The following is a 20,755-nucleotide window of genomic DNA, read 5'->3' as shown; positions in this document are numbered from 1 at the left end:
GAGCGCGCTGGGGTATAGCGGCGCCGATTTTCCCGCGCGGGGGATGCCGCGCCGTCACATGGAGTGCCGAATGGCCTACAAGACGCTACAGGTGAAAACCGAAGGCCGGGTGGGTGTCATCACCCTCAACCGTCCCGAGGCCCTGAATGCATTGTGCGACGAACTCACCACGGAACTCACGGCCGTTCTGGCCGGCTTCGAGCGTGATGAGGCGATCGGCTGTGTCATTCTCACCGGATCCAAGAAAGCCTTTGCCGCGGGCGCAGACATCAAGGAATTGCAGTCGCGCGACCAGGTCGGCCTCTACATGCACGATCCCTTTGCGGAAACGTGGGAGTCCGTGGCGCGCTTCCGCAAGCCGATCATCGCGGCCGTGTCCGGTTATGCGCTGGGCGGTGGTTGCGAGATCGCCATGATGTGCGACTTCATCATTGCGTCCGAAACGGCCAAATTCGGCCAGCCGGAGATCAATCTTGGCGTCATGCCGGGTGCCGGCGGTACGCAGCGCCTGCCGCGCGCTGTCGGCAAGGCCAAGGCAATGGATCTGTGCCTGACCGGGCGCATGATGGATGCCGAGGAAGCCGAGCGCGCCGGTCTGGTGTCGCGCGTTGTCCCGGCTGATGACCTGATGGACGTCGTCATGGAAGCGGCCGAGCTGATTGCAGCCAAGTCCCTGCCGGTCGCCATGATGACCAAGGAATCCATCAACCGCTCCTTCGAGATCGGTCTGACGGAAGGTATCCGCTTCGAGCGTCGCGTCTTCCAGGCGCAATTCTCGCTCGAGGATCAAAGCGAAGGCATGGCGGCTTTCGCGGAAAAGCGGGCGGCGCACTTCAAGCACCGCTAGGGCATGATGCCATTGAGCGGTTGACGGCCCGGCCACGAAGGCCTATACGCCGCCGCTCACGGATTTCACCGGGTCATTTCGCGGCCCGGCACGACGAAGAGGTTAGGATCGATGGCCAACACCAACTCGGCCAAGAAAATGGTTCGCAAGATTGCGCGTCGCACGGCCGTCAACAAGGCCCGCCGTTCGCGCGTGCGGACTTTTGTGAAGAAGGTCGAACTGGCGATCGCGTCCGGCGACCAGGCTGCAGCCAAGACCGCTCTGGTCCAGGCAGAGTCGGAACTGATGCGCGCTGTGTCGAACGGCGTCGTCCACAAGAACACCGGTTCGCGCAAGGTTTCGCGCCTGTCGGCCCGTGTGAAGGCGATGGCGTCCTAAGCCAGTCTTTACCGACGGAATTTTGAGTACGCCCGGGGCACACGCCCTGGGCGTATTTTTTTGTCTGCAGCTCAGCTGGCGACCGGCCTGATCTGCAAAAACCGGCTCATGTGAGGAATTATTTTAATCCTCATACGGAGGGGTTGCCAAACCCGTTCCGACTTGATCCACGGCCCTCGTTTGTGGGGTTTTGGGTGGCGAAAAGCGACCAATAATTTTGTCACAAATCTGTCGCAAAACACAAACATCGATCCGGTCACGGATTTCTCGTGTCAAGCGAAGAATCTCTGATTCGAAGCGTTGAATCCGGTTGACCGAAAATGGGGAAGGCGTAACCTTTGGACCACTGAGGGCGATCATCCCCATGCGGATAACATTCCGGGTCTGACGGCCATTTCTGCGGCGTCGGGCAGGGGAAAATTTGGCCGAAATTACAAACACATGGCTTGCGCTGAGTGCGTGGGGACAAGAAAAGTGTGGCGAACGATGGCGTATAACAAATTGGCTGTGGCAGAAGCCAAGACCGCAGGTAGCGAAGTCGAAGTTTCAGGGGGAATTTCCGCAACTTGGCGGCAGGTGCGGGCACATCTCAGGGAAGAGTGTGGTCCGGCCATTTACTCCCAGGAGATTGCACGGCTGCGTGTGCGTGTGTCCGAGACCGGCGCGATTATCATCGTCGCTCCGAGCACGTTCAATCGCGATTGGGTGGAAGACCATTGGGGTGCCAGAATTCGTGCCATTTGGGCCGAACTGGACACGACCCACCGGGCTATTCACCTGCTCGCTGAAGGCGACCAGGAAACTCAGCCGAAAGTTGCGGTCCCGGCCTCGCGGTCCCGCGCGCCTGCCCGTGTCGCGGAAGCGCCGTCTGCGCCGCTGACCGTCGAGCGCGCGCCGTCTTCATCGGACTCTGCGGCCGATCTCCAGGCTCTTGGCGAGACGCGCTTCACCTTTGACAGTTTCCGTGTCGGCCCGGCCAATGAAGTGGCCGCCGCCGCTGCACGCACCGTCGTGGGTGCCCAGACGCCGCCTTTCAATCCGGTTTTCTTCTACGGCGATTACGGCGTCGGCAAGACGCACCTCATGCATGCGGTGGCCTCCGCGTTTGAGCACACCTCCCGTCCGCGCAAGGCGCTCTATCTGACGGCTGAGGAATTCCTGTCCGGTTTCGTGTCCGCCATGCGGGCCCGCGACACGATCTCCTTCAAGGAACAGGTGCGCAGCGTCGATGTTCTGCTGATCGATGATGTCCATTTCATCGCCGGCAAGCCCAAGACCGAGGATGAATTCCTCAACACGGTCGCGGCCCTTGTGGCGGAGAACAAGCAGGTCGTTCTGGCCTCGCACCGGCCGCCGTCGGAGCTGCCGGTCGCGGATGAGCGTCTGCGTTCCCTTCTGACCGGTGGTCTGTCCTGCCCGCTCGGCAAGCCGGACCTGGACCTGCGCCGCCAGATCCTCGATTGCAAGATCGCCCAGGCCAAGTGTCACTATCCGGTGCTCGACGTGCCGGAGCCGGTACGCGACTTCCTGGCTGCGCGCATCACGACCAGCCCGCGCGAGCTGGAAGGCGTGCTGAACAATGTCATCTGCCGGACAGCCCTGCTGGGCCTGCCGGTGACGATGGAAGCCGTATCGACCGCGCTGCGCGAGCTCTCGCTGAGCTCGGAGAAACGCCTGACCGTAGACGAGATCCAGAAGGCCGTGGCCGCGCATTTCGGTGTCACGCCGGCGGATATCTGCTCCAAGCGCCGGACCCAGAGCGTCGTGCGTCCGCGTCATGTGGCCATGTATCTGTCCAAGACGATGACCACGCGATCCCTGCCGGATATCGGCCGCCGCTTTGGCGGGCGGGACCATTCCACGGTCATCCATGCGGTCAACAAGGTCACCTCCATGATGGAGTCCGGAGACCCGATCTCGGATGATATCGACCGGCTGACCCGCGAACTCCAGGGCTGACCGGGTTCGCGAATACGGTTAACGAGAACGCGCTGACGCTGGAGAAATCTCTTGCGAAGGCGCGTTTTCATGTATCCTCTTTGGTCCACCCTGATTTGCACGCGGGTATTTCGCCCGCCGTGCCGTCCCTCAAGACGCCGATGTCAAATACGTTGAAAGCGGAACGCGAGACATGAAGCTGACGATCGAGCGCGCCACCCTCCTCAAGGCTCTTGGCCATGTTCAGGCCGTTGTGGAGAAGCGCAATACCATTCCGATCCTGTCCAATGTGCTGATCTCGGCCGGTCCGGACGGTGCCAGCTTTGCCGCGACCGATCTGGATATCGAGATCCTGGAAACCACCAATGCCAGCTGCGAGGGCGAAGGCCTGATCACGGCGCCGGCCCATACGCTCTACGACATCACGCGGAAACTTCCCGATGGAGCCGATGTCACGCTGGAGATGAATGGTGGCGATCCGCGCCTCACCCTTCGGGCGGGCCGGTCCAACTTCAACCTGCCCTCCCTGCCGCCGGGTGATTTCCCGGTCATGCCGACCGAGGATCTGGAGCACCGCTTCCAGATGCCGGCCAAGGAGCTGGCGCGTCTGATCGACAAGACGCGTTTTGCGATCTCCACCGAAGAGACGCGCTATTATCTCAACGGCATCCATCTGCACGCCGCCGACCAGGATGGCCGCAAGACGCTGCGAGCCGTTGCCACGGACGGTGTCCGCCTGGCCCTGGCCGAGATCGACCTGCCGGACGGTGCCGATGGCATGCCGGCCGTGATCGTGCCGCGCAAGACCGTCCAGGAAGTGCGCCGTCTCCTGGAAGACGCCGATGAGGATGTCGAAGTCTCCGTCTCCGAAGGCAAGATCCGCTTCCGCCTTGGCCGCGCCGTGCTGACCTCGAAACTCATCGACGGGGCCTTCCCGGACTATGAGCGCGTGATCCCGCGCGGCAATTCCAAGGTCATGTCGGTCGAGAACAAGCGTTTCGCCGAAGCCGTCGATCGTGTTGCCACCATCTCGGTTGAGAAATCGCGCTCGGTGAAACTCACCCTGGGTGAGGACACGCTGACCCTGGCCGTGAACAATCCGGAAAGCGGTCAGGCCGAGGAAGAACTCGCCGTCTCCTATTCCGAAGACGGTTTCTCCATCGGCTTCAATGCCCGCTACATGCTGGATGTCGCCTCCCAGATCGAGGGCGATGAGGCCCGCTTCCATTTTGCTGACGCCGCCTCTCCGGCCCTGGTCACCGATAGTGGTGATGCCGATGCGCTTTATGTGCTGATGCCGCTCCGCGTGTGACGCAGGCCGACGACGCATACGGAACTGACCAGCCGCCGCCGGTGCCACCGGCGGCGGTTCGTCGTTTGCGGCTCACGGATTTTCGCAGCTATGCCAGTCTCGATCTGGAGCTGGAGCCCGGCCCGGTCGCCCTGTTCGGGGCCAATGGGGCCGGCAAGACCAATCTGCTCGAAGCCCTCTCCTTCCTGGCGCCGGGCCGGGGTCTGCGCTCCGCCGGGGCTGATGGCGTGGCCCGCAAGTCGGATGGCGACCAGGCCGCGAGCTGGGCGGTCTTTGCCGAAGTGGAAACGCGGGACGGTCTGATGCGCCTCGGCGTGGGGTCCGGCGAGTCCGGACGGCGCCAGACCCGGATTGACGGCGACCCGGCCCCGCAGGGCGAGCTGGCACGCCTGGTGCCGATGATCTGGCTGACCCCGGCCCAGGACCGCCTTTTTGCCGGCCCGCGCGCCGACCGGTTGCGCTTCTTCGACCGTCTCGTCTATGCCGCCGATCCGGCTCATGCCGAAGCGGCAACGGCCTATGAGAAAGTCCGCACCCGCCGCCAGCGCCTGCTCGATGAGGGCCGGGCTGATCCGGCTTGGCTGGACGCGCTCGAGCAGGAAATGGCCGGACATGGCGTGGCCATGGCGGCTGCCCGGCTGGATGCGCTTATCCGCCTTCAGGGCGAGATCGATGCGCGGCCGGAAGGCGTGTTCCCGCAAGCCGATCTGGCTCTGGACGGGGCCGTCGAGGCGGATCTGGCCGGCGGGTCGGATGCCGGTCAGGCGGAAGATCATTTCGCCGCCGCCCTGCGCGAGGGCCGCGGCCGGGACGCCATTGTCGGCCGCACCCTGACCCAGGGACCGCACCGGACCGAACTGGTCGCCCGGCATCGCGCCAAGGACCAGCCCGCCTCCGATTGCTCCACCGGTGAGCAGAAAGCCCTCATCCTGACCCTCGCCCTCGCCCAGGCCCGGGCGCTGGGCCAGCAGGGCGGTCTCGCCCCGCTCCTCCTGTTTGACGAAGCCTGTGCGCATCTCGACGCGCCGCGGCGCGAAGGCCTGGCCCGGGAAATCCTGGCCACGGGTTCCCAGGCTTGGCTGACTGGTGTGGAACGCGTCCTGTTCGAACCCTTTGGCGACGCAATCCAGTATTTCGAGATCGACGCCGCCTCGCTCACCCGCCGCTAGACCTGCAGGCAGTTATTCCGCGACTTGCCCGGATTGCGGGCAATCCGCTTTTCTCTTGCAGTCATAGTCGCTTGAATTTGCTCCGCGCTCCGAAAAACGCTAATCCTCAAGGCGTTCTTCGGGTTCCATTCACGCCGCCATCCAGAGCAGGCGAGGGCACACCACAGGCCCGGCCCGAACCGGTCAGCTGCTTGCAGACCGGACAGCCAGGACACGAACTTACAGGGACGGTGCGGATCGGCGCGCCGTGAGATCGCGAGGCTGTGTCCAGCCTGTGCGATCCAGCTGCAAGGGTGATGCGTGGCGTTCAACGAAATGCATGATGAAGCGGGCGCCCCGCGCGAGCCGTATGAGGAATATACGCGCTGGCTGTCCGATTACACGCCGGCCGAACTCGCGCGCAAATCCCGCGAGGCGGAGACATTTTTCCGGCGCACCGGCATCACCTTCAATGTCTATGGGGCCCGCGATGCCGATGAGCGCCTGATCCCTTTCGACATCGTGCCGCGGGTGATCTCGGCTCGCGAATGGGCGCGGCTGGAACGCGGTATCGAACAGCGTGTACGCGCCATCAACGCCTTCCTTCACGACATTTATCACAAGCAGGAAATCATCAAGGCGGGCCGCCTGCCGCTCAACCTGATCGCCAATAATGACGCCTTCCTGGCCAAGATGATCGGGGTTTCTCCCCCCGGCGGCGTTTACACCCATATCGTCGGCACGGATCTGGTCCGCACCGGACCGAATGATTTCTACGTTCTGGAAGACAATGCCCGCACGCCCTCCGGCGTCTCCTACATGATCGAGAACCGGGAAACGATGCTGCGCATGTTCCCGGAGCTCTTCTCCCGGGTTCCGGTTCAGTCCGTGGGGGATTATCCGGTCAATCTGCGCCGCGCCCTGGCCCGCAGTGCGCCTCCGGCCAGCCGGGGTGCACGACCGGTCATCGCGGTGCTGACGCCGGGCATCCACAACTCCGCCTATTTCGAACACGCCTTCCTGGCCGACCAGATGGGCGCGGCCCTGGTGGAGGGGCATGATTTGCGTGTCGTGGATGGCCGTATTGCCATGCGCACCACACAGGGCTTCACCCCGATCGATGTCCTCTACCGCCGCGTGGATGATGACTATCTCGATCCGCTCAATTTCCGCGCCGACAGCGTGCTGGGCGTGCCCGGCATCATGGACGTCTACCGGGCTGGCGGGATCACGATCGCCAATGCGCCGGGCACGGGCGTGGCCGATGACAAGGCGATCTATTCCTACATGCCGGAGATCATCGAATTCTACACCGGCAAACCACCCATCCTCAAAAACGTCCCGACCTGGCGCTGTGCCGAGGCGGATGCCCTGAAATACGTGCTTGAACATCTCGATGAGCTTGTCGTGAAAGAGGTCCACGGATCGGGCGGCTACGGCATGCTGGTCGGACCGGCCGCGAGCAAGAAGGAGATCGCCGCCTTCCGTAAAAAGCTCGAGGCCAAGCCGGCCAATTACATCGCCCAGCCGACCCTGGCGCTCTCCACCGTTCCGGTTCTGACCAAGTCCGGCCTGTCGCCCCGCCATGTCGATTTGCGCCCCTTCGTCCTGGTCTCGCCGGACCGGATCAATATCACGCCGGGCGGGCTGACCCGTGTGGCGATGAAGAAGGGCTCCCTGGTGGTCAATTCCTCCCAAGGCGGCGGCACCAAAGATACCTGGATCCTGGAGGACTGATATGCTGGGACGGCATGCCTGCGGCCTCTACTGGATGTTCCGCCAGCTGGAGCGCGCCGAAAACACCGCCCGCCTCGTCGAGGCCGGTTTCCGCATGGCCCTGACCCGCTCGGTCAGCGCCGAGGGCGAATGGGAATCCATCATCACCACGGCCGGATGCCGTCAGGCCTTCCTGGAAGTGCACGACAGTTTCGAAACCGCCCCGGTGATCGATTTCATGATGCGCAGTGCCGACAATCCGGCCAGCGTGCTCACCCTGTTCGAGAATGCCCGGCGCAATGCGCGCCAGGTCCGCACCTCGCTGACCCGCGATGTCTGGGAGGCGGTGAATGAGGGCTGGATGACGCTGCGGGAACTCCTGCGCCGTCCGGTGAAGATCGCCGAATTGCCCGCCATCATGACCGCCATCCGCCAGCAAAGCGCCCTCGTGCGCGGCCAGCTCTACGGCACCATGCTCCAGGATGACATCTTTGCCTATGCGCGCCTGGGAACCTTCGTGGAGCGCGCGGACAATACGGCGCGCCTGCTGGACGTGAAATACTACGTCCTCCTGCCGGCCACCTCCTATGTCGGGTCCGAGCTGGACAATGTACAGTGGGAGACCGTGCTGCGCTCGGTCTCCGCCGACCGCTCCTATACCTGGCTGCATGGCGGCGACAATGATCCCTCCGAGATCGCGGACTTCCTGATCCTGGACCGGCACATGCCGCGCTCGCTCTATTATTGCTGCTGCGAGATCGTCGACAATCTGGCCTCGCTGGAACGCGAGTATCACATGCGCAAGCCCTGCCACGACATGGCCGAGGAGGGTCAGGCCCGCCTCAACCGGCTGTCCATCGACGACATCTTCGCCGCCGGCCTGCACGAATTCATCACCGACTTCCTGTCCCGCAACAATGCGCTGGGCCGGCAGATCGAGACCGATTACCGCTTCTACGAGTAACAGACGATGCAGCTGACCATCGCCCACCAGACCCGCTACACATTCGAGACGCCCATTCCCTACGGGCTGCAGCAGGTGCGCCTGCGCCCGGTCTGCAGCGGGACCCAGAGCGTGTCCGACTGGGAGGTCTCCATCGAGGGCGGAAGCCTCCAGGCCCGCTTTCCCGACGAGCACGGCAATGCGGTCGATCTGGTCCGGGTCGATCAAGGCAGTCGGGAATTGATCATCTCCTGCCGCGGCACCGTGGACACGAAGGACACGTCCGGCATGTCGGGTCCGCACGAAGGGCCGGCACCGCTCTGGTATTACACGCGCCAGACCGATCGCACCCGGCCGGGTCCGGCCATGCGCAAGCTGGCCAAATCCGTCGAGGGCGAGAGCGGGAATGCCCTGGCGCGCATGCATGATCTCTCCCGCCTGATCACGGAGAAGATCCGCTATGATATCGGCGCAACCCATGTCGCCACGTCCGGTGAAGAGGCCGCCGCCGCCGGTCATGGTGTGTGCCAGGACCATGCTCATATTTTAATTGGCATCGCCCGTCAGATGGGCCTGCCCGCCCGCTATGTCAGTGGCTATCTCATGATTGACGGCCTGATCGACCAGGAAGCCAGTCATGCCTGGGCCGAGGTGCATGTGGAAAGCCTTGGCTGGGTTGGGTTTGACCCGTCCAACGGGATTTCACCGGACGAGCGCTATGTCCGCGTGGCGACCGGTCTGGATTACGCTGAAGCCGCCCCCATATCCGGCGTGACCTATGGTGGCGGCGAGGAAACCCTGCTTGTCACCCTGCAGGTCCAGCAGTAACGCTGAATCGGCGTTTTTGGAGAATGATTCCCTGTGACCTATTGCGTTGGTCTTCGCCTCAATACGGGTCTGATCTTCATGTCGGACACCCGCACCAATGCGGGCGTCGACAATGTCTCCAAATTCCGCAAGCTCTTCACCTGGTCCGTGCCCGGCGAACGCGTCATCACCATCATGACGGCCGGCAATCTGGCGACCACCCAGGCGGTCATCAATCTGCTGGAAGAGCGGTCGAAAATCCCCGACGAACGCAATCCGACCTTCCTCGAGGCGCCGACCATGTTCCAGGTCGCCACGATTATCGGCAATACGCTGAAGGAATGCGTCCGCGACCAGGCCGGTGAGGGTCCGGTCTCGGAAAGCCCGTTCAGCGCCACGCTGATCGTCGGTGGCCAGATCAAGGGCATGGAGCCACGTCTCTTCCTGGTCTACCCGGAAGGCAATTTCATCGAGGCCAGCGAGGAAACGCCCTTCTTCCAGAGCGGCGAGACCAAATATGGCCGTCCCATCCTTGTGCGGGCCTTCGATCCGGCGATGAGCATGGAAGCGGCGGTGAAGCTGCTCTACGTCTCCTTCGACAGCACGCTGAAGGCCAATCTCTCTGTCGGCCTGCCGCTGGACATGCATGTCTACACCGCCGACACGCTGGAGGCTGGCATCCAGCGCCGTATCGAGCCGGATGACGAGTATTTCAACCAGATTTCCTCCGGTTGGAGCGACGCCCTGAAAGTCGCCTTTGACGCGCTTCCGGATTTCAAGTTCTAAGGCTCGCATGAGCCTGGAAAACCTCCTCCTCTTTGCCGGTGCCCTGCTGATCCTGTTTGTCACGCCGGGGCCGGGCATTGCCGCGATGATCGCGCGCACGCTGGATGCCGGCCCCTGGCATGCGGCCATGTATGGCGTGGGCATCCTCACCGGCGATATTTTCTGGTTCACCCTGGCGGTGACCGGTCTGGCCGCCATTGCCGACCAGCTGGGCGCTTTCTGGCTCGCGGCAAAGCTGGTCGGGGTGGCTTACCTCTCCTGGATGGCGTTTCGCGCCTTCTGGAGCGCCTGGACAGGCGCCAGGCCCAAACCGGTCTTCAAGGCCGGCTCGAAAACCTCCTGGGCAGCGACCTATATCGCCGGCGTGGCCATGCCGCTGTCCAATCCCAAACCGATCGCCTTCTATCTCACGCTTGTGCCGGCCTTCATCCCGCTCGAGGCCATCACCCTGCCGACCTATCTCCTCATGGTCGCGATCATGGCCCTGCTCGCCGTGCCGACGGCCGGGGCCTATATCGGCGGCGCACACAAGGCCCGCGACTGGATGACCCGTCCCGCCGTCCGCCGCGGCGCGGATATCGTGACCGGCTGCGTCATGACCGCCATCGCCCTCGTGCTTCTGGTTGCGCGCTGAGACTCACGCGTACGCGTACGCGCGCGTGTGCGCGCGAGTGGTCACAGACCGGCGAAACCTGTACAACAAAACCATGACGGAAGAAGCGAATCAGGAATACGGCGCCGACTCGATCAAGGTCCTCAAGGGCCTCGATGCCGTGCGCAAGCGCCCGGGCATGTATATCGGTGATACCGATGACGGTTCCGGCCTCCACCACATGGTCTACGAGGTCGTCGACAATGCGATCGACGAAGCCCTGGCCGGCCATTGTTCGGAAGTCGTCGTGCGCCTGCACGCGGACGGATCCGCCTCTGTGCGCGATGATGGCCGGGGCATCCCGACCGACATCCATGCCGAGGAAGGCGTGTCTGCCGCCCAGGTGATCATGACGCAGCTGCACGCCGGCGGGAAGTTCGACCAGAACTCCTACAAGGTGTCCGGCGGTCTGCACGGTGTCGGCGTGTCCGTGGTGAATGCCCTGTCCGACTGGATGGATCTGACCATCTGGCGCGGCGGCCAGAAACACTACATGCGCTTCCGCCGCGGCGATGCCGAGGAAGACCTCAAGGTGATCGGCGATGCCGAGGGCCAGAAGGGCACGGAAGTGCGTTTCATGCCGTCCGAGGAAACCTTCTCCATGATCGAGTTCGATCGCGACACGCTGCAGCACCGCCTGCGCGAACTCGCCTTCCTGAACTCCGGCGTGAAGATCACGCTGAAGGATGATCGGGGCAATGAGCCCTTCTCCGACACGATGGAATATGAGGGCGGCGTGGCGGCCTTCGTCTCCCACCTCGACCGCACCAAGACCCCGCTCTTCACCCCGCCCGTCCTGATCCAGGGCGAGCGCGATGGCGTGACGGTCGAGGCGGCGCTGGAGTGGAATGACAGCTATCACGAGAATGTCCTCTGCTTCACCAACAACATCCCGCAGCGCGATGGCGGCACGCACCTGGCCGGTTTCCGCGGCGCGCTGACCCGCATCATCAATTCCTATGCAGCCTCGTCCGGCCTGGCCTCCAAGGCCAAGGTGGCGATCTCCGGGGATGATGCGCGTGAAGGCCTGACCTGCGTGCTCTCGGTGAAGGTTCCGGACCCGAAATTCTCCTCGCAGACCAAGGACAAGCTGGTTTCCTCCGAAGTCCGTCCCGCCGTTGAAGGCGCCGTCGGTGAGGCGCTGGCGGAATGGTTCGAGGAACATCCCAACGAAGCCAAAATGGTGGTCGGCAAGATCATCGAGGCGGCCGCAGCCCGCGAGGCCGCCCGCAAGGCGCGGGAATTGACCCGCCGCAAATCGGCGCTCGACATCACCTCCCTGCCCGGCAAGCTGGCGGACTGTCAGGAGAAGGATCCGGCCAAGTCCGAACTCTTCATCGTCGAGGGTGACTCAGCCGGCGGTTCTGCCAAACAGGGCCGCCACCGCGAGAACCAGGCCGTCCTGCCGCTGCGCGGGAAAATCCTCAATGTCGAGCGTGCGCGCTTCGACAAAATGCTCTCCTCCGACCAGGTCGGCACGCTGATCACGGCGCTGGGGACGGGCATTGGCCGCGACCAGATCAATTACGAGAAGCTGCGCTACCACAAAGTCATCATCATGACCGATGCTGACGTGGACGGCGCCCACATCCGGACGCTTCTTCTGACCTTCTTCTACCGGCAGATGCCGGAGCTGATCGAGCGCGGCTATCTCTACATCGCCCAGCCGCCGCTCTACAAAATCGCAAAGGGCCGGTCCGAGCGCTATGTGAAGGACCAGGCCGAGATGGATGCCTACCTCATCGAGGAAGGTGTATCCGAGGCCACGCTGACGTTGAAATCCGGTGAGGTGATCTCCGGTCAGGATCTGGCCGAACGCGTGTCGGCTGCCCGCGGCGTCAAGCTCTCGGTCGACCGCATGACTGCCCGCGCCCCCGGTTTCGCCCTCGAGGCCGCCGCCCTGGCCGGTGCGCTCGTGCTGGAACCGTCTGCCGAAGCCCTCAAGCTCGCCGCCGACCGTCTCAACGCCGTCTCCGATGAGGGCGAGGATAATTGGTCAGCCGAAATGGGTGAGGGCATGGGCCTCGTCCTGTCGCGCGAAGTGCGCGGCGTGACCGAGACCATCGTGCTCGACGCCAATCTGCGCGAGAGCCCGGATGCGAAACGCCTGTCCGAGCGGGCCGCGACCATCGCTGCCGATTATGCCGGTCCGGCCATCTTCGCGCCGAAATCCGGCACGGTCGTGATCAATTCGCCCAGCCAGCTCATCGATGCCGTCACCACCGCCGGTGCCAAGGGCATGAAGATCCAGCGATACAAGGGTCTGGGCGAGATGAATCCGGGTCAGCTCTGGGAAACCACGCTGGATCCGAATGCGCGTTCCCTCCTGCAGGTCTCGGTGACCCATGCCGACACCGCCGACGAGCTCTTCACCAAGCTCATGGGCGATGTCGTCGAACCACGCCGCGACTTCATCCAGGAACACGCGCTCGAGGCCGAAGTCGACGCCTAGGCGCGTCCTCACGCGCACACGAAAACGCCCGCCGGTTTGCACTGGCGGGCGTTTTTGTTGGAGCTTGCGGACCTACAGCCCTTCCTTGCGGGCCTTCAACCAGTAGACCAGGCCGAAACCGGCGGTCACGATGGCGATCATCCAGCCATATTCCCCCGACCAGGCCGACGTGTCGTCATTATAGGCGGTCAGCGGCTCGAAGATCTTCTGGATGAAGACATTGTGGGCCGCGTGGAACATCACCGCCGGCCACAGGCTGCGGGATTTGAACGTGTAATAGGTCATCACCACGGACATGCTGGTGATCATGATGGTGAAGACCGTCATCTGGGTCAGGGCATCGCCACCGCCATACCAGACCACGACCGGCCAGTGCCAGAAGGACCAGATCAGCCCGGTCACCAGCGCCACCATGCCGAACGGCATCACCTTGCGCATTTCCCAGACCAGAAAGCCGCGCCAGCCGATTTCCTCACCGACCACCGTGCTCATCGCCCGGATCGCACCCACCGTGCCCAGCAGGGCCACCATGACCGCGATCAAACCCCATTGCGGGATGTCGGCCAGACCCGTCTCGGCCCGCCATTCGCCGATCGTTTCCATGTCCGGGAACCCGCCCAGGCCGAAGGCATAAATCAGACCATAGGTGATGCAGACATAGACGACCGGGACCAGAAACCCCTTCGCATTGAAGCGCCAGCGCCCCCAATTCCAGGGCAGGCTGCGGATCGAGCGGCCGCGGATCAGCAGGGTGGCAAAAGCCGCCATGGCCGGCATCCACATCAGCGGTCCGACATAGAGGCTGGTCGGGTTCAGCGTCACCAGCGCCCAGTGAAAGACGGCGCTCGTCGCGCCGACGATCATCAGGAAGATCGTGATGGATATCCACGCATCTCGGCGTGTCTCGGTCTCGGTACTCATATCGGCTTCCCCGGCCTGTGATTGATCCGGAGTGTGTCCCGCATCCGCCCTCCCGGCAAAACGGGGAACCCGCATGAGGTCATCCCGCCGACTGCACGATCGTTCAAAAACGGCGGTAAGTTCCCAGCCGGCTCCCCCTTGTCATCCCTGCCGAATGCCCCGCGAAAGCGGGGCGCAGAGCAGGGACCCATCTCCAGGCGCCTCGCTTGTGCAGGCATGGGTCCCGGATCTCCAACCGGCCCAAGGCCGGGCATCCGTCCGGGATGACAAGGGGTGAGCTCGTTTCGGTCCCGAGCCTTCGAAAGAAGGATCAAGGCAAGTTGAGTTCGAAGGAAGCTTGGGCTCCAGTGCAGGCGTCTTCCGGCTCAAATGTCCAGCGTTCGACGGCGCGCGTGACTGCGGTGAGCACAATGGGATAGAGCAAGGTCTCGGCCTCTACCTGCACATTGCTCACTCTCCCGTCACTACCGTCAGGCCTGATATCGAAAATGGCCGTCGCGGAAATGGGAAACAAGTCAATGTAGGCTGGCGGCGGGCAACCACCAGCCATGCAGGGCAATTCCGGTTCGATCCTCACTCGAGGCTCCGGAGCCGGGATCGGGCAGGCTTGCAGCTCTAACCCCGCCACAATCGTGACCAACCAGAGCATCAATGAGCCTCAGCCCAGCTCGCCCCCGCCTTGGCATCCACTTCCAGCGGCACGCTCAGTTCCAGCGCCGGCGCACAGGCCTCGCTCATCACCTTTGAGGCCAGGGCGATCAGGTCCTGTGCCTGGTTTTCTGGCACTTCGAAGACCAGTTCATCATGCACTTGCAAGAGCATGCGGGCGTCCAGATTGGCGGCCTTGAGGGCGTCGTCCATGCGGATCATGGCGCGGCGGATGACGTCGGCGGCTGAGCCCTGGATCGGGGCATTGATGGCTTGGCGTTCCGCGAACATGCGCATGTTCGGATTCTTGTCCTTGATCGAGGGGAAGTGGGCGCGGCGGCCGAAGATTGTCTCGACATAGCCCTTCTCCTTCACCTCGGTCTTCATGCGCTCCATATAGTCCGCAATGCCGGGGAATTTCTCGAAATAGGCCTCGATGAAGGCCTTGGCTTCCTCGCGACTGACATCGATCTGATTGGCCAGGCCGAAAGCGGAAATCCCGTAGATCACGCCGAAATTGATTGCCTTGGCCTTGCGGCGGACCATCGGGTCCATGCCCTCGATCGGTACGCCGAAGACTTCCGACGCCGTCATGGCGTGGATGTCCACCCCGTCGCGGAAGGCCTGTTTCAGACTGTCCACGCCGGCGATATGAGCCAGCAGGCGCAGCTCCACCTGGGAATAGTCGGCCGCGACCAGGCAATTGCCCGGCTCGGCGATGAACACCTCGCGGATCTTGCGACCGGCCTCGGTGCGGATCGGGATGTTCTGCAGATTGGGCTCGGTCGAGGACAGGCGCCCCGTCGTCGTCGCCGCCAGCGAGAAAGAGCCGTGCACGCGCTTGGTCGACGGATTGATGTGGTCGAAGAGCGAGTCCGAATAGGTGGATTTCAGCTTCTGGTATTGCCGGTATTCCAGCAGCGCCACCGGCAGCTCATGCCCCTCGGCCGCCAGCTGGTCCAGCACGGCCGCATCGGTCGACCAGGCGCCGGTCTTGGTCTTCTTGCCGCCGGGCAGGCCCATCTCACCGAACAGGATTTCCCCGATCTGCTTGGGCGAGCCCAGATTGAACTCGCGCCCCGCCGCTTCATGCGCCTGCGCTTCGGCGGCCGCCATTTTCTGGGAAAAGTCCGAGGAGAGCTGGCGCAACTGGTCCGGATCGACCTTGATGCCCGCCCGTTCCATGTCCGAGAGCACCTTGGCCATGGGCCGTTCCAGCGTCTCGTAGACCGTCGCCTTCTTCTTGCCGACCACGGCCGGCTTCAAGATCTCCCACAGGCGCAGCGTCACATCGGCGTCTTCCGCGGCGTATTGCGTCGCCTTGTCCAGCGGCACCTTGTCGAAACTGATCTGGTTCTTGCCCGTGCCGCAGATTTCCTTGAACGGGATGCAGGCATGGCCCAGATGCAGCTCGGCCAGCTCATCCATGCCATGCTTGTGCAGGCCGGCATCCATCACATAGGACAGGAGCATCGTGTCGTCATAGGGCGCGACATGGATGCCATAGCGTGACAGCACGCCCAGATCATACTTGATGTTCTGGCCCACCTTCAGGACGGTCTTGTCCTCCAGCAAATCCTTCAGCGCCTTCAGGGCGGTGTCCATGTCCAGCTGGTCCGGCGCCTTGCCGGTATCAAACATGTCGCCCGTGCTCGCCGGATCGACATGGGCCAGCGGGATGTAACAGGCCACACCCGGAGCGGTCGCCATCGACACACCGACCAGGCCGGAGGCCGTCGCGGAGAGGGCATCGGTCTCGGTATCCACCGCCACCACACCCGCCTCGCGCGCCCGCTCGATCCAGGCGTTCAGCGCCTCCATCGTCGTCACGCACTCATAGGCATCGCGATTGATCGGCGCGGTCGCATCACCGGTCTCGTCCGCCGCCGGTCCGCCCAGCGCCTCTTCCACCTTGCGGGTGAAAGTGCGGAATTCCATCTCTTTCAGGAAGGGCACCAGGACTTCGGGATCGGGATCGCACAGACCGAACTCGTCCATGTCCTCGACGACCGGCGTATCGGTTTTCAGCGTCACCAGCTGACGGGAAATCCGCGCATCCTCGGCGTGGGCCAGAAGTTTTTCGCGGCGCCCCTTCTGCTTGATCTCGCCGGCCCGCTCCAGCAGCGTGTCCAGATCACCATATTCATTGATCAGCAGGGCGGCGGTCTTGATGCCGATCCCCGGCACGCCCGGCACATTGTCGACACTGTCCCCGGCCAGGGACTGGATATCGATCACCTTGTCCGGCCCGACGCCGAATTTCTCGACCACTTGTTCCGCCTCGATGCGCTTGTTCTTCATCGCATCGAACATCTCCACCTGGTCAGTGACCAGCTGCATCAGATCTTTGTCGGAGGACACGATGGTCACTTTCGCGCCCTTGGCCTCGGCCTGGCGGGCATAGGTCGCGATGATGTCGTCGGCCTCGTAATTCTCCAGCTCCACACAGGGCGTGCCAAAGGCGCGCGTCGCATCGCGGATGATGGAGAATTGCGGCACCAGATCCTCCGGCGCCGGCGGCCGGTGCGCCTTGTACTGGTCGTACATCTCATTGCGGAAGGACTTGCCGGAATGGTCGAAGATCACCGCCAGGTGCGAGGGCGCATCCTCGCCCTTCAGATCTTCCAGCAGCTTCCACAACATGTTGCAGAACCCCTGCACCGCTCCCACCGGCGTCCCGTCCGTCCGCGTCAGCGGCGGCAGCGCATGATAGGCCCGGAAAATATAGCCCGACCCGTCGACCAGATAGAGATGGGAGTTCTCGTCGATGGGCTTCTTGATGGCCATGGCGGGGATCCTCTTCGCATGCGTCGCGCGAGGTTAGCCTGACCCGTCCGGGGCGTCATCCGGGGAGGTCAGATTTTGGAAGGGGCCGTAAATTGCTAGCGTCATTGGGCTTGCTCACGCAAGAAGTCTTTGATTTTACTAACCTGCGCGACAGTTCGCCCTTTAAAATCCTGCAGAAGAGTGGGATAAAAGCTGCGCTGACGGGCCCATTGGTTTGCGTGTGTTTCACCAATTGCCCTAGCTCGCATGCAGGTGCCAATTGCGAGGCCTAAATCGTGTGAATCGTTTATAGGTAATTTGTCTGCGCACAATTTGCATGCAGACCAAAGATGAAGTGAAGAAGAATGGCAGTTCGGTTCGAGTCTCTTGATACTCTACGCTACTTGTTCGCGGCGATTGTTGTACTGGGTCATGTCGTCGGTTGGCGGGAAACGTTTCTTGGAGGGGGGTTGGCCGTAGATTTTTTCTTTGTGCTTTCTGGTTTTGTGTTGGCACACGGATTTATCAACAAGGGTAGTGTTTCTTTTGGTGACTTTGTTTCTCTGAGGTTGGGGAGAATGTATCCTCTATACATTCTGTCACTCGTGATTACGATTCCTCTATGGCACTACATAAATGACAGGTCTCTAAACTATTACGATTTAATAAAAAATGTATTTTTACTGCAGAATATCATACCTGGTTCTGGAAATGGATATAATTACCCTTCTTGGTCTATTAGTGCTGAGTTGTGGGTAAATATTGCACTATTATATTTTCTCTTCAAAAAGAACTCTGCGCCAATCGCGATTATTTTGTGTTTTGCGTCGATTTTGGTGTGGTTTTCTTCTGCCGAGAATATTAGCCATGCGCACTCCGAAGAGGTGTTCCTGACCACTGTTGGTTTTTTTAGGTGTGTCGCAGGGATATCTGCTGGCGTTGTGACTTATAAGGCTTTCGCTTACGTCAACACGAGAAGGTGCGATAATCAGGAGAAGAGTTATTTGAGGCAATCAGTTTGGACATTGCTAGAGTTTCTAGCCATAACGGCTGTAATTTTATGTATTTATGTTCAGAGACTTCAGTTGCATTATGTTGCTGTCTTAATCATGCCTATCGTAATCTTTATTTTTGCTCTGAATGGTGGTTGGCTTTCTTCCTTGCTGAGTTGGCGAGGGGTCGCTCGTATCGGGGCTTACTCATACGGGGTCTATTTGTTACATGTCCCGGTTCTCTTTTCCTTTCGCGCTGTGGGTATAATGGAGCATCGCGGCAACGATTTGTTGGACGGATTTACAGTCTTGCTAGTGGCGACTTTGTTGTCGATTCCCGTCTATCATTGGCTTGAGCGTCCTGCGTTGCGCATGGTTAAAGGGTTTGTCGTTAAGGTCTGAGCCCAATGCGATTTTGAAGTAGGTTGGGTGCTCAAATCAGCCTCGCATTGTCGATGCCAACGCCCGATTATCCACCGAGCCCTAATCGAACGCCTCAGTTTGAGGCTCAGAATCACCTGTCCCCCATATCGCTCCCAACTTATCCCCACTCCCAAAACCTGTGGGACACTTTTCTCGACTTCCGGGAAGAGAGGCGCGAGCTCAGTCCCTTGTGCTCGGAGGTTTGCGGAGCCTGTCCGCGCGAGGGGGTGACATCCCGAGCTCCGGCAGGGCGTCCGGCCCGGTCTGACGGCACTAAACGCCCGACCCGAATACCGGCCGGATTGGAAACGGGGGCGAGAGCGTTCGGGAAATCTCCGCGTGCGGGAGACCTGTCAGGTCACTCACACTCATAGCAAAATCCGACCCGTCAGGTCTCCCGCACACCTCTCATACCGCCAGGCGGCAACGCCGTGGCGCTGTTGGTGCGGCTAGCCCCCAAACCCCAGCTGGGTCGCCACAATCCCCACCAGCGTGATCGCCACGATGGCCGCCAGATTGATGCGGAAACCGGCCTTGATCATCTGGCCCTGGGTGACGGCGCCGGAGGCATAGACAATCGCATTCGGGGCCGTGGCGACGGGCAGCATGAAGGCGGTCGAGGCGGCAATGGCGACCGGGACGACCAGCTGGTCCGGCGGCACACCCGCCTCGATGGCGATCACGCCCAGAACCGGCAGGAAGGCGGTCGTGGTGGCGACGTTCGAGGTCAGCTCGGTCAGGAAGACCACGACCGTGACAATGATCAGGATCAGCAGCGGGATCGGGAAATCCGCCAGAAATTGCAGCTGTGCGCCCAGCCAGTCGGCCAGGCCCGTTGCGCCCAGTGCGGCGGCCAGGGACAGCCCGCCGCCAAACAGGATGACGACATTCCAGGGCAGGCGGCCCAGCGCCTCCCAATTCATCAGCGCTTCGCCCTTGCCTGTCTTGTGGTTGCCCGCAGGGACCAGGAAAGTCGCCAGTGCGCCCATGACGGCGATCTGCGTATTGCCCAGGCTCAGCGTGATCGGCAGGTCCAGCTGATCGCCGATCCAGGCCAGCATCGGATTCCAGCCCCAGCTCCATTCTCCCGGCGGCACGCCGGGGATCCAGCCGATCAGGAAGGAGGGGAGTCGGGCCCCCATCCACAAAAGGGCGACCACACCGAACAGGACCGCCACGCGGATTTCCGGCGTGGTCATCTTGCCCAGCGCGGCCAATTCCTCGTCGACCAGTTCTTCGGCCGCTTCACTGTCCGTCTTGCCTTGCAGCGGGAAGACCCAGCGGGTCAGTACGAACCAGCCGGCCGGAATGATCAGGATGACGGCCGGCAGGCCCAGCCCCATCCAGCTGGCAAAATCGATCGTGCGGCCGAATTCATTCTGCAGATAGCCGATACCGATCAGATTGGTCGGCGTGCCCACGGGGGTCGCCATGCCGCCGATCGAGGCGGCATAGGCCACGCCCAGCGCCAGGGCGGCGGCAAAGTATTTCGAGGTCTTGCCCTCGCGCTCCACCTCTTCGGCAACCTTCAGCGCGATCGGGATCATCATCAGCGTGGTCGCCGTATTGGAGATCCACATGGACAGGATCGCCGAGGCCAGCATGAAGCCACCGACCAGGGCGGCCGGCCCGCCCCCGAATTTGGAGACAATGTTCAGCGCGATCCGGGTATGCAGATTCCAGCGCTCGATGGAGAGGGCCACAATGAACCCGCCCAGCAGCAGCATTACGATCGGGCTGGCATAGGGGGCTGTGGCGGCACCCGTGGTCGTGATCCCCAGCAGCGGGAAGATCGCCATCGGGATCAGGGCGGTGGCGGCAATCGGAATGGCTTCCGTGGCCCACCAGGCCGCCATCAGCAGGCCCAGCGAGGCCAGCAGCCAGGCTTCCCGCGTCAGACCATCCGGCACGGGTATGAATTGCAGCGCGATAGCGAGTGCAATCCCGGCCCAAAGGCCCATTGTCTGGCTGCGTGTCAGGCCCAAGGACGTCTCCCCCGCGTCGCTTGGCGGCCTTGCGGCAGGTT

Annotated in this window: 15 protein-coding genes; 12 read left to right on the top strand and 3 right to left on the bottom strand. The window is 62.2% G+C overall.

The window, feature by feature from the left end; genetic code table 11:
- The first annotated feature begins 70 nt into the window (after nt 1-70).
- The 11 genes from I0K07_RS01600 (at nt 71) to gyrB (ending at nt 12,979) form a co-directional block, all read left to right on the top strand.
- Complete coding sequence (locus I0K07_RS01600) at nt 71-847, top strand: enoyl-CoA hydratase (RefSeq protein ID WP_203290912.1); 777 nt, start codon at nt 71-73, stop codon at nt 845-847.
- Nucleotides 848-958: 111 nt separating this feature from the next.
- The gene (gene rpsT, locus I0K07_RS01595) at nt 959-1,225 is read left to right on the top strand and encodes a 30S ribosomal protein S20 (RefSeq protein WP_203290911.1); all 267 of its coding nucleotides are present in this window, start codon (nt 959-961) and stop codon (nt 1,223-1,225) included.
- Nucleotides 1,226-1,666: 441 nt separating this feature from the next.
- Nucleotides 1,667-3,184: a chromosomal replication initiator protein DnaA gene (dnaA, locus tag I0K07_RS01590; protein WP_338041007.1), complete on the top strand. Its 1,518-nt coding sequence runs from the start codon at nt 1,667-1,669 to the stop codon at nt 3,182-3,184.
- Between the two features lie 172 nt (nt 3,185-3,356).
- Nucleotides 3,357-4,475 carry a DNA polymerase III subunit beta gene (gene dnaN, locus I0K07_RS01585; RefSeq protein WP_203290909.1) on the top strand — a complete coding sequence of 373 codons (1,119 nt, stop codon included), beginning with the start codon at nt 3,357-3,359 and terminating at the stop codon, nt 4,473-4,475.
- Between the two features lie 65 nt (nt 4,476-4,540).
- Complete coding sequence (recF, locus tag I0K07_RS01580; RefSeq protein WP_238934376.1) at nt 4,541-5,644, top strand: DNA replication/repair protein RecF; 1,104 nt, start codon at nt 4,541-4,543, stop codon at nt 5,642-5,644.
- A 315-nt stretch (nt 5,645-5,959) separates the two neighbouring features.
- Complete coding sequence (locus I0K07_RS01575; RefSeq protein WP_203291470.1) at nt 5,960-7,360, top strand: circularly permuted type 2 ATP-grasp protein; 1,401 nt, start codon at nt 5,960-5,962, stop codon at nt 7,358-7,360.
- 1 nt (nt 7,361) lies between these two features.
- Entirely contained in the window at nt 7,362-8,303 is a 942-nt protein-coding gene (locus I0K07_RS01570) for an alpha-E domain-containing protein (RefSeq protein ID WP_203290907.1), read from the top strand.
- A 6-nt stretch (nt 8,304-8,309) separates the two neighbouring features.
- Complete coding sequence (locus I0K07_RS01565; protein ID WP_203290906.1) at nt 8,310-9,110, top strand: transglutaminase family protein; 801 nt, start codon at nt 8,310-8,312, stop codon at nt 9,108-9,110.
- Nucleotides 9,111-9,143: 33 nt separating this feature from the next.
- Nucleotides 9,144-9,875: a proteasome-type protease gene (locus I0K07_RS01560; protein ID WP_203290905.1), complete on the top strand. Its 732-nt coding sequence runs from the start codon at nt 9,144-9,146 to the stop codon at nt 9,873-9,875.
- 7 nt (nt 9,876-9,882) lie between these two features.
- Nucleotides 9,883-10,509, top strand: coding sequence for a LysE family translocator (locus I0K07_RS01555; protein WP_203290904.1), 627 nt, complete (start codon nt 9,883-9,885; stop codon nt 10,507-10,509).
- Between the two features lie 73 nt (nt 10,510-10,582).
- Complete coding sequence (gyrB, locus tag I0K07_RS01550; RefSeq protein WP_203290903.1) at nt 10,583-12,979, top strand: DNA topoisomerase (ATP-hydrolyzing) subunit B; 2,397 nt, start codon at nt 10,583-10,585, stop codon at nt 12,977-12,979.
- A 72-nt stretch (nt 12,980-13,051) separates the two neighbouring features.
- Here the strand turns inward: gyrB and I0K07_RS01545 are convergent, their stop codons facing one another.
- Together I0K07_RS01545 and polA are read right to left on the bottom strand one after the other, a co-directional pair.
- Nucleotides 13,052-13,900: a CPBP family intramembrane glutamic endopeptidase gene (locus tag I0K07_RS01545; RefSeq protein ID WP_203290902.1), complete on the bottom strand. Its 849-nt coding sequence runs from the start codon at nt 13,898-13,900 to the stop codon at nt 13,052-13,054.
- A gap of 648 nt (nt 13,901-14,548) precedes the next feature.
- On the bottom strand, nt 14,549-17,335 hold the full coding sequence (gene polA, locus I0K07_RS01540; protein ID WP_203290901.1) for a DNA polymerase I: 2,787 nt from the start codon (nt 17,333-17,335) through the stop codon (nt 14,549-14,551).
- Nucleotides 17,336-17,679: 344 nt separating this feature from the next.
- Here polA and I0K07_RS01535 point away from each other — a divergent pair, with 344 nt between their 5' ends.
- Entirely contained in the window at nt 17,680-18,708 is a 1,029-nt protein-coding gene (locus I0K07_RS01535) for an acyltransferase family protein (protein ID WP_203290900.1), read from the top strand.
- A 470-nt stretch (nt 18,709-19,178) separates the two neighbouring features.
- Here the strand turns inward: I0K07_RS01535 and I0K07_RS01530 are convergent, their stop codons facing one another.
- Nucleotides 19,179-20,714 (bottom strand): SLC13 family permease, encoded by a 1,536-nt coding sequence (locus I0K07_RS01530; RefSeq protein WP_238934375.1) that lies wholly within the window; start codon nt 20,712-20,714, stop codon nt 19,179-19,181.
- Between the last annotated feature and the right edge of the window lie 41 nt (nt 20,715-20,755).

This window comes from Maricaulis parjimensis (assembly GCF_016817355.1).
Taxonomy (GTDB): domain Bacteria; phylum Pseudomonadota; class Alphaproteobacteria; order Caulobacterales; family Maricaulaceae; genus Maricaulis; species Maricaulis parjimensis.
Note: the sequence above shows the minus strand (reverse complement) of the source record. Positions and strands in the feature narration are given on the sequence as shown.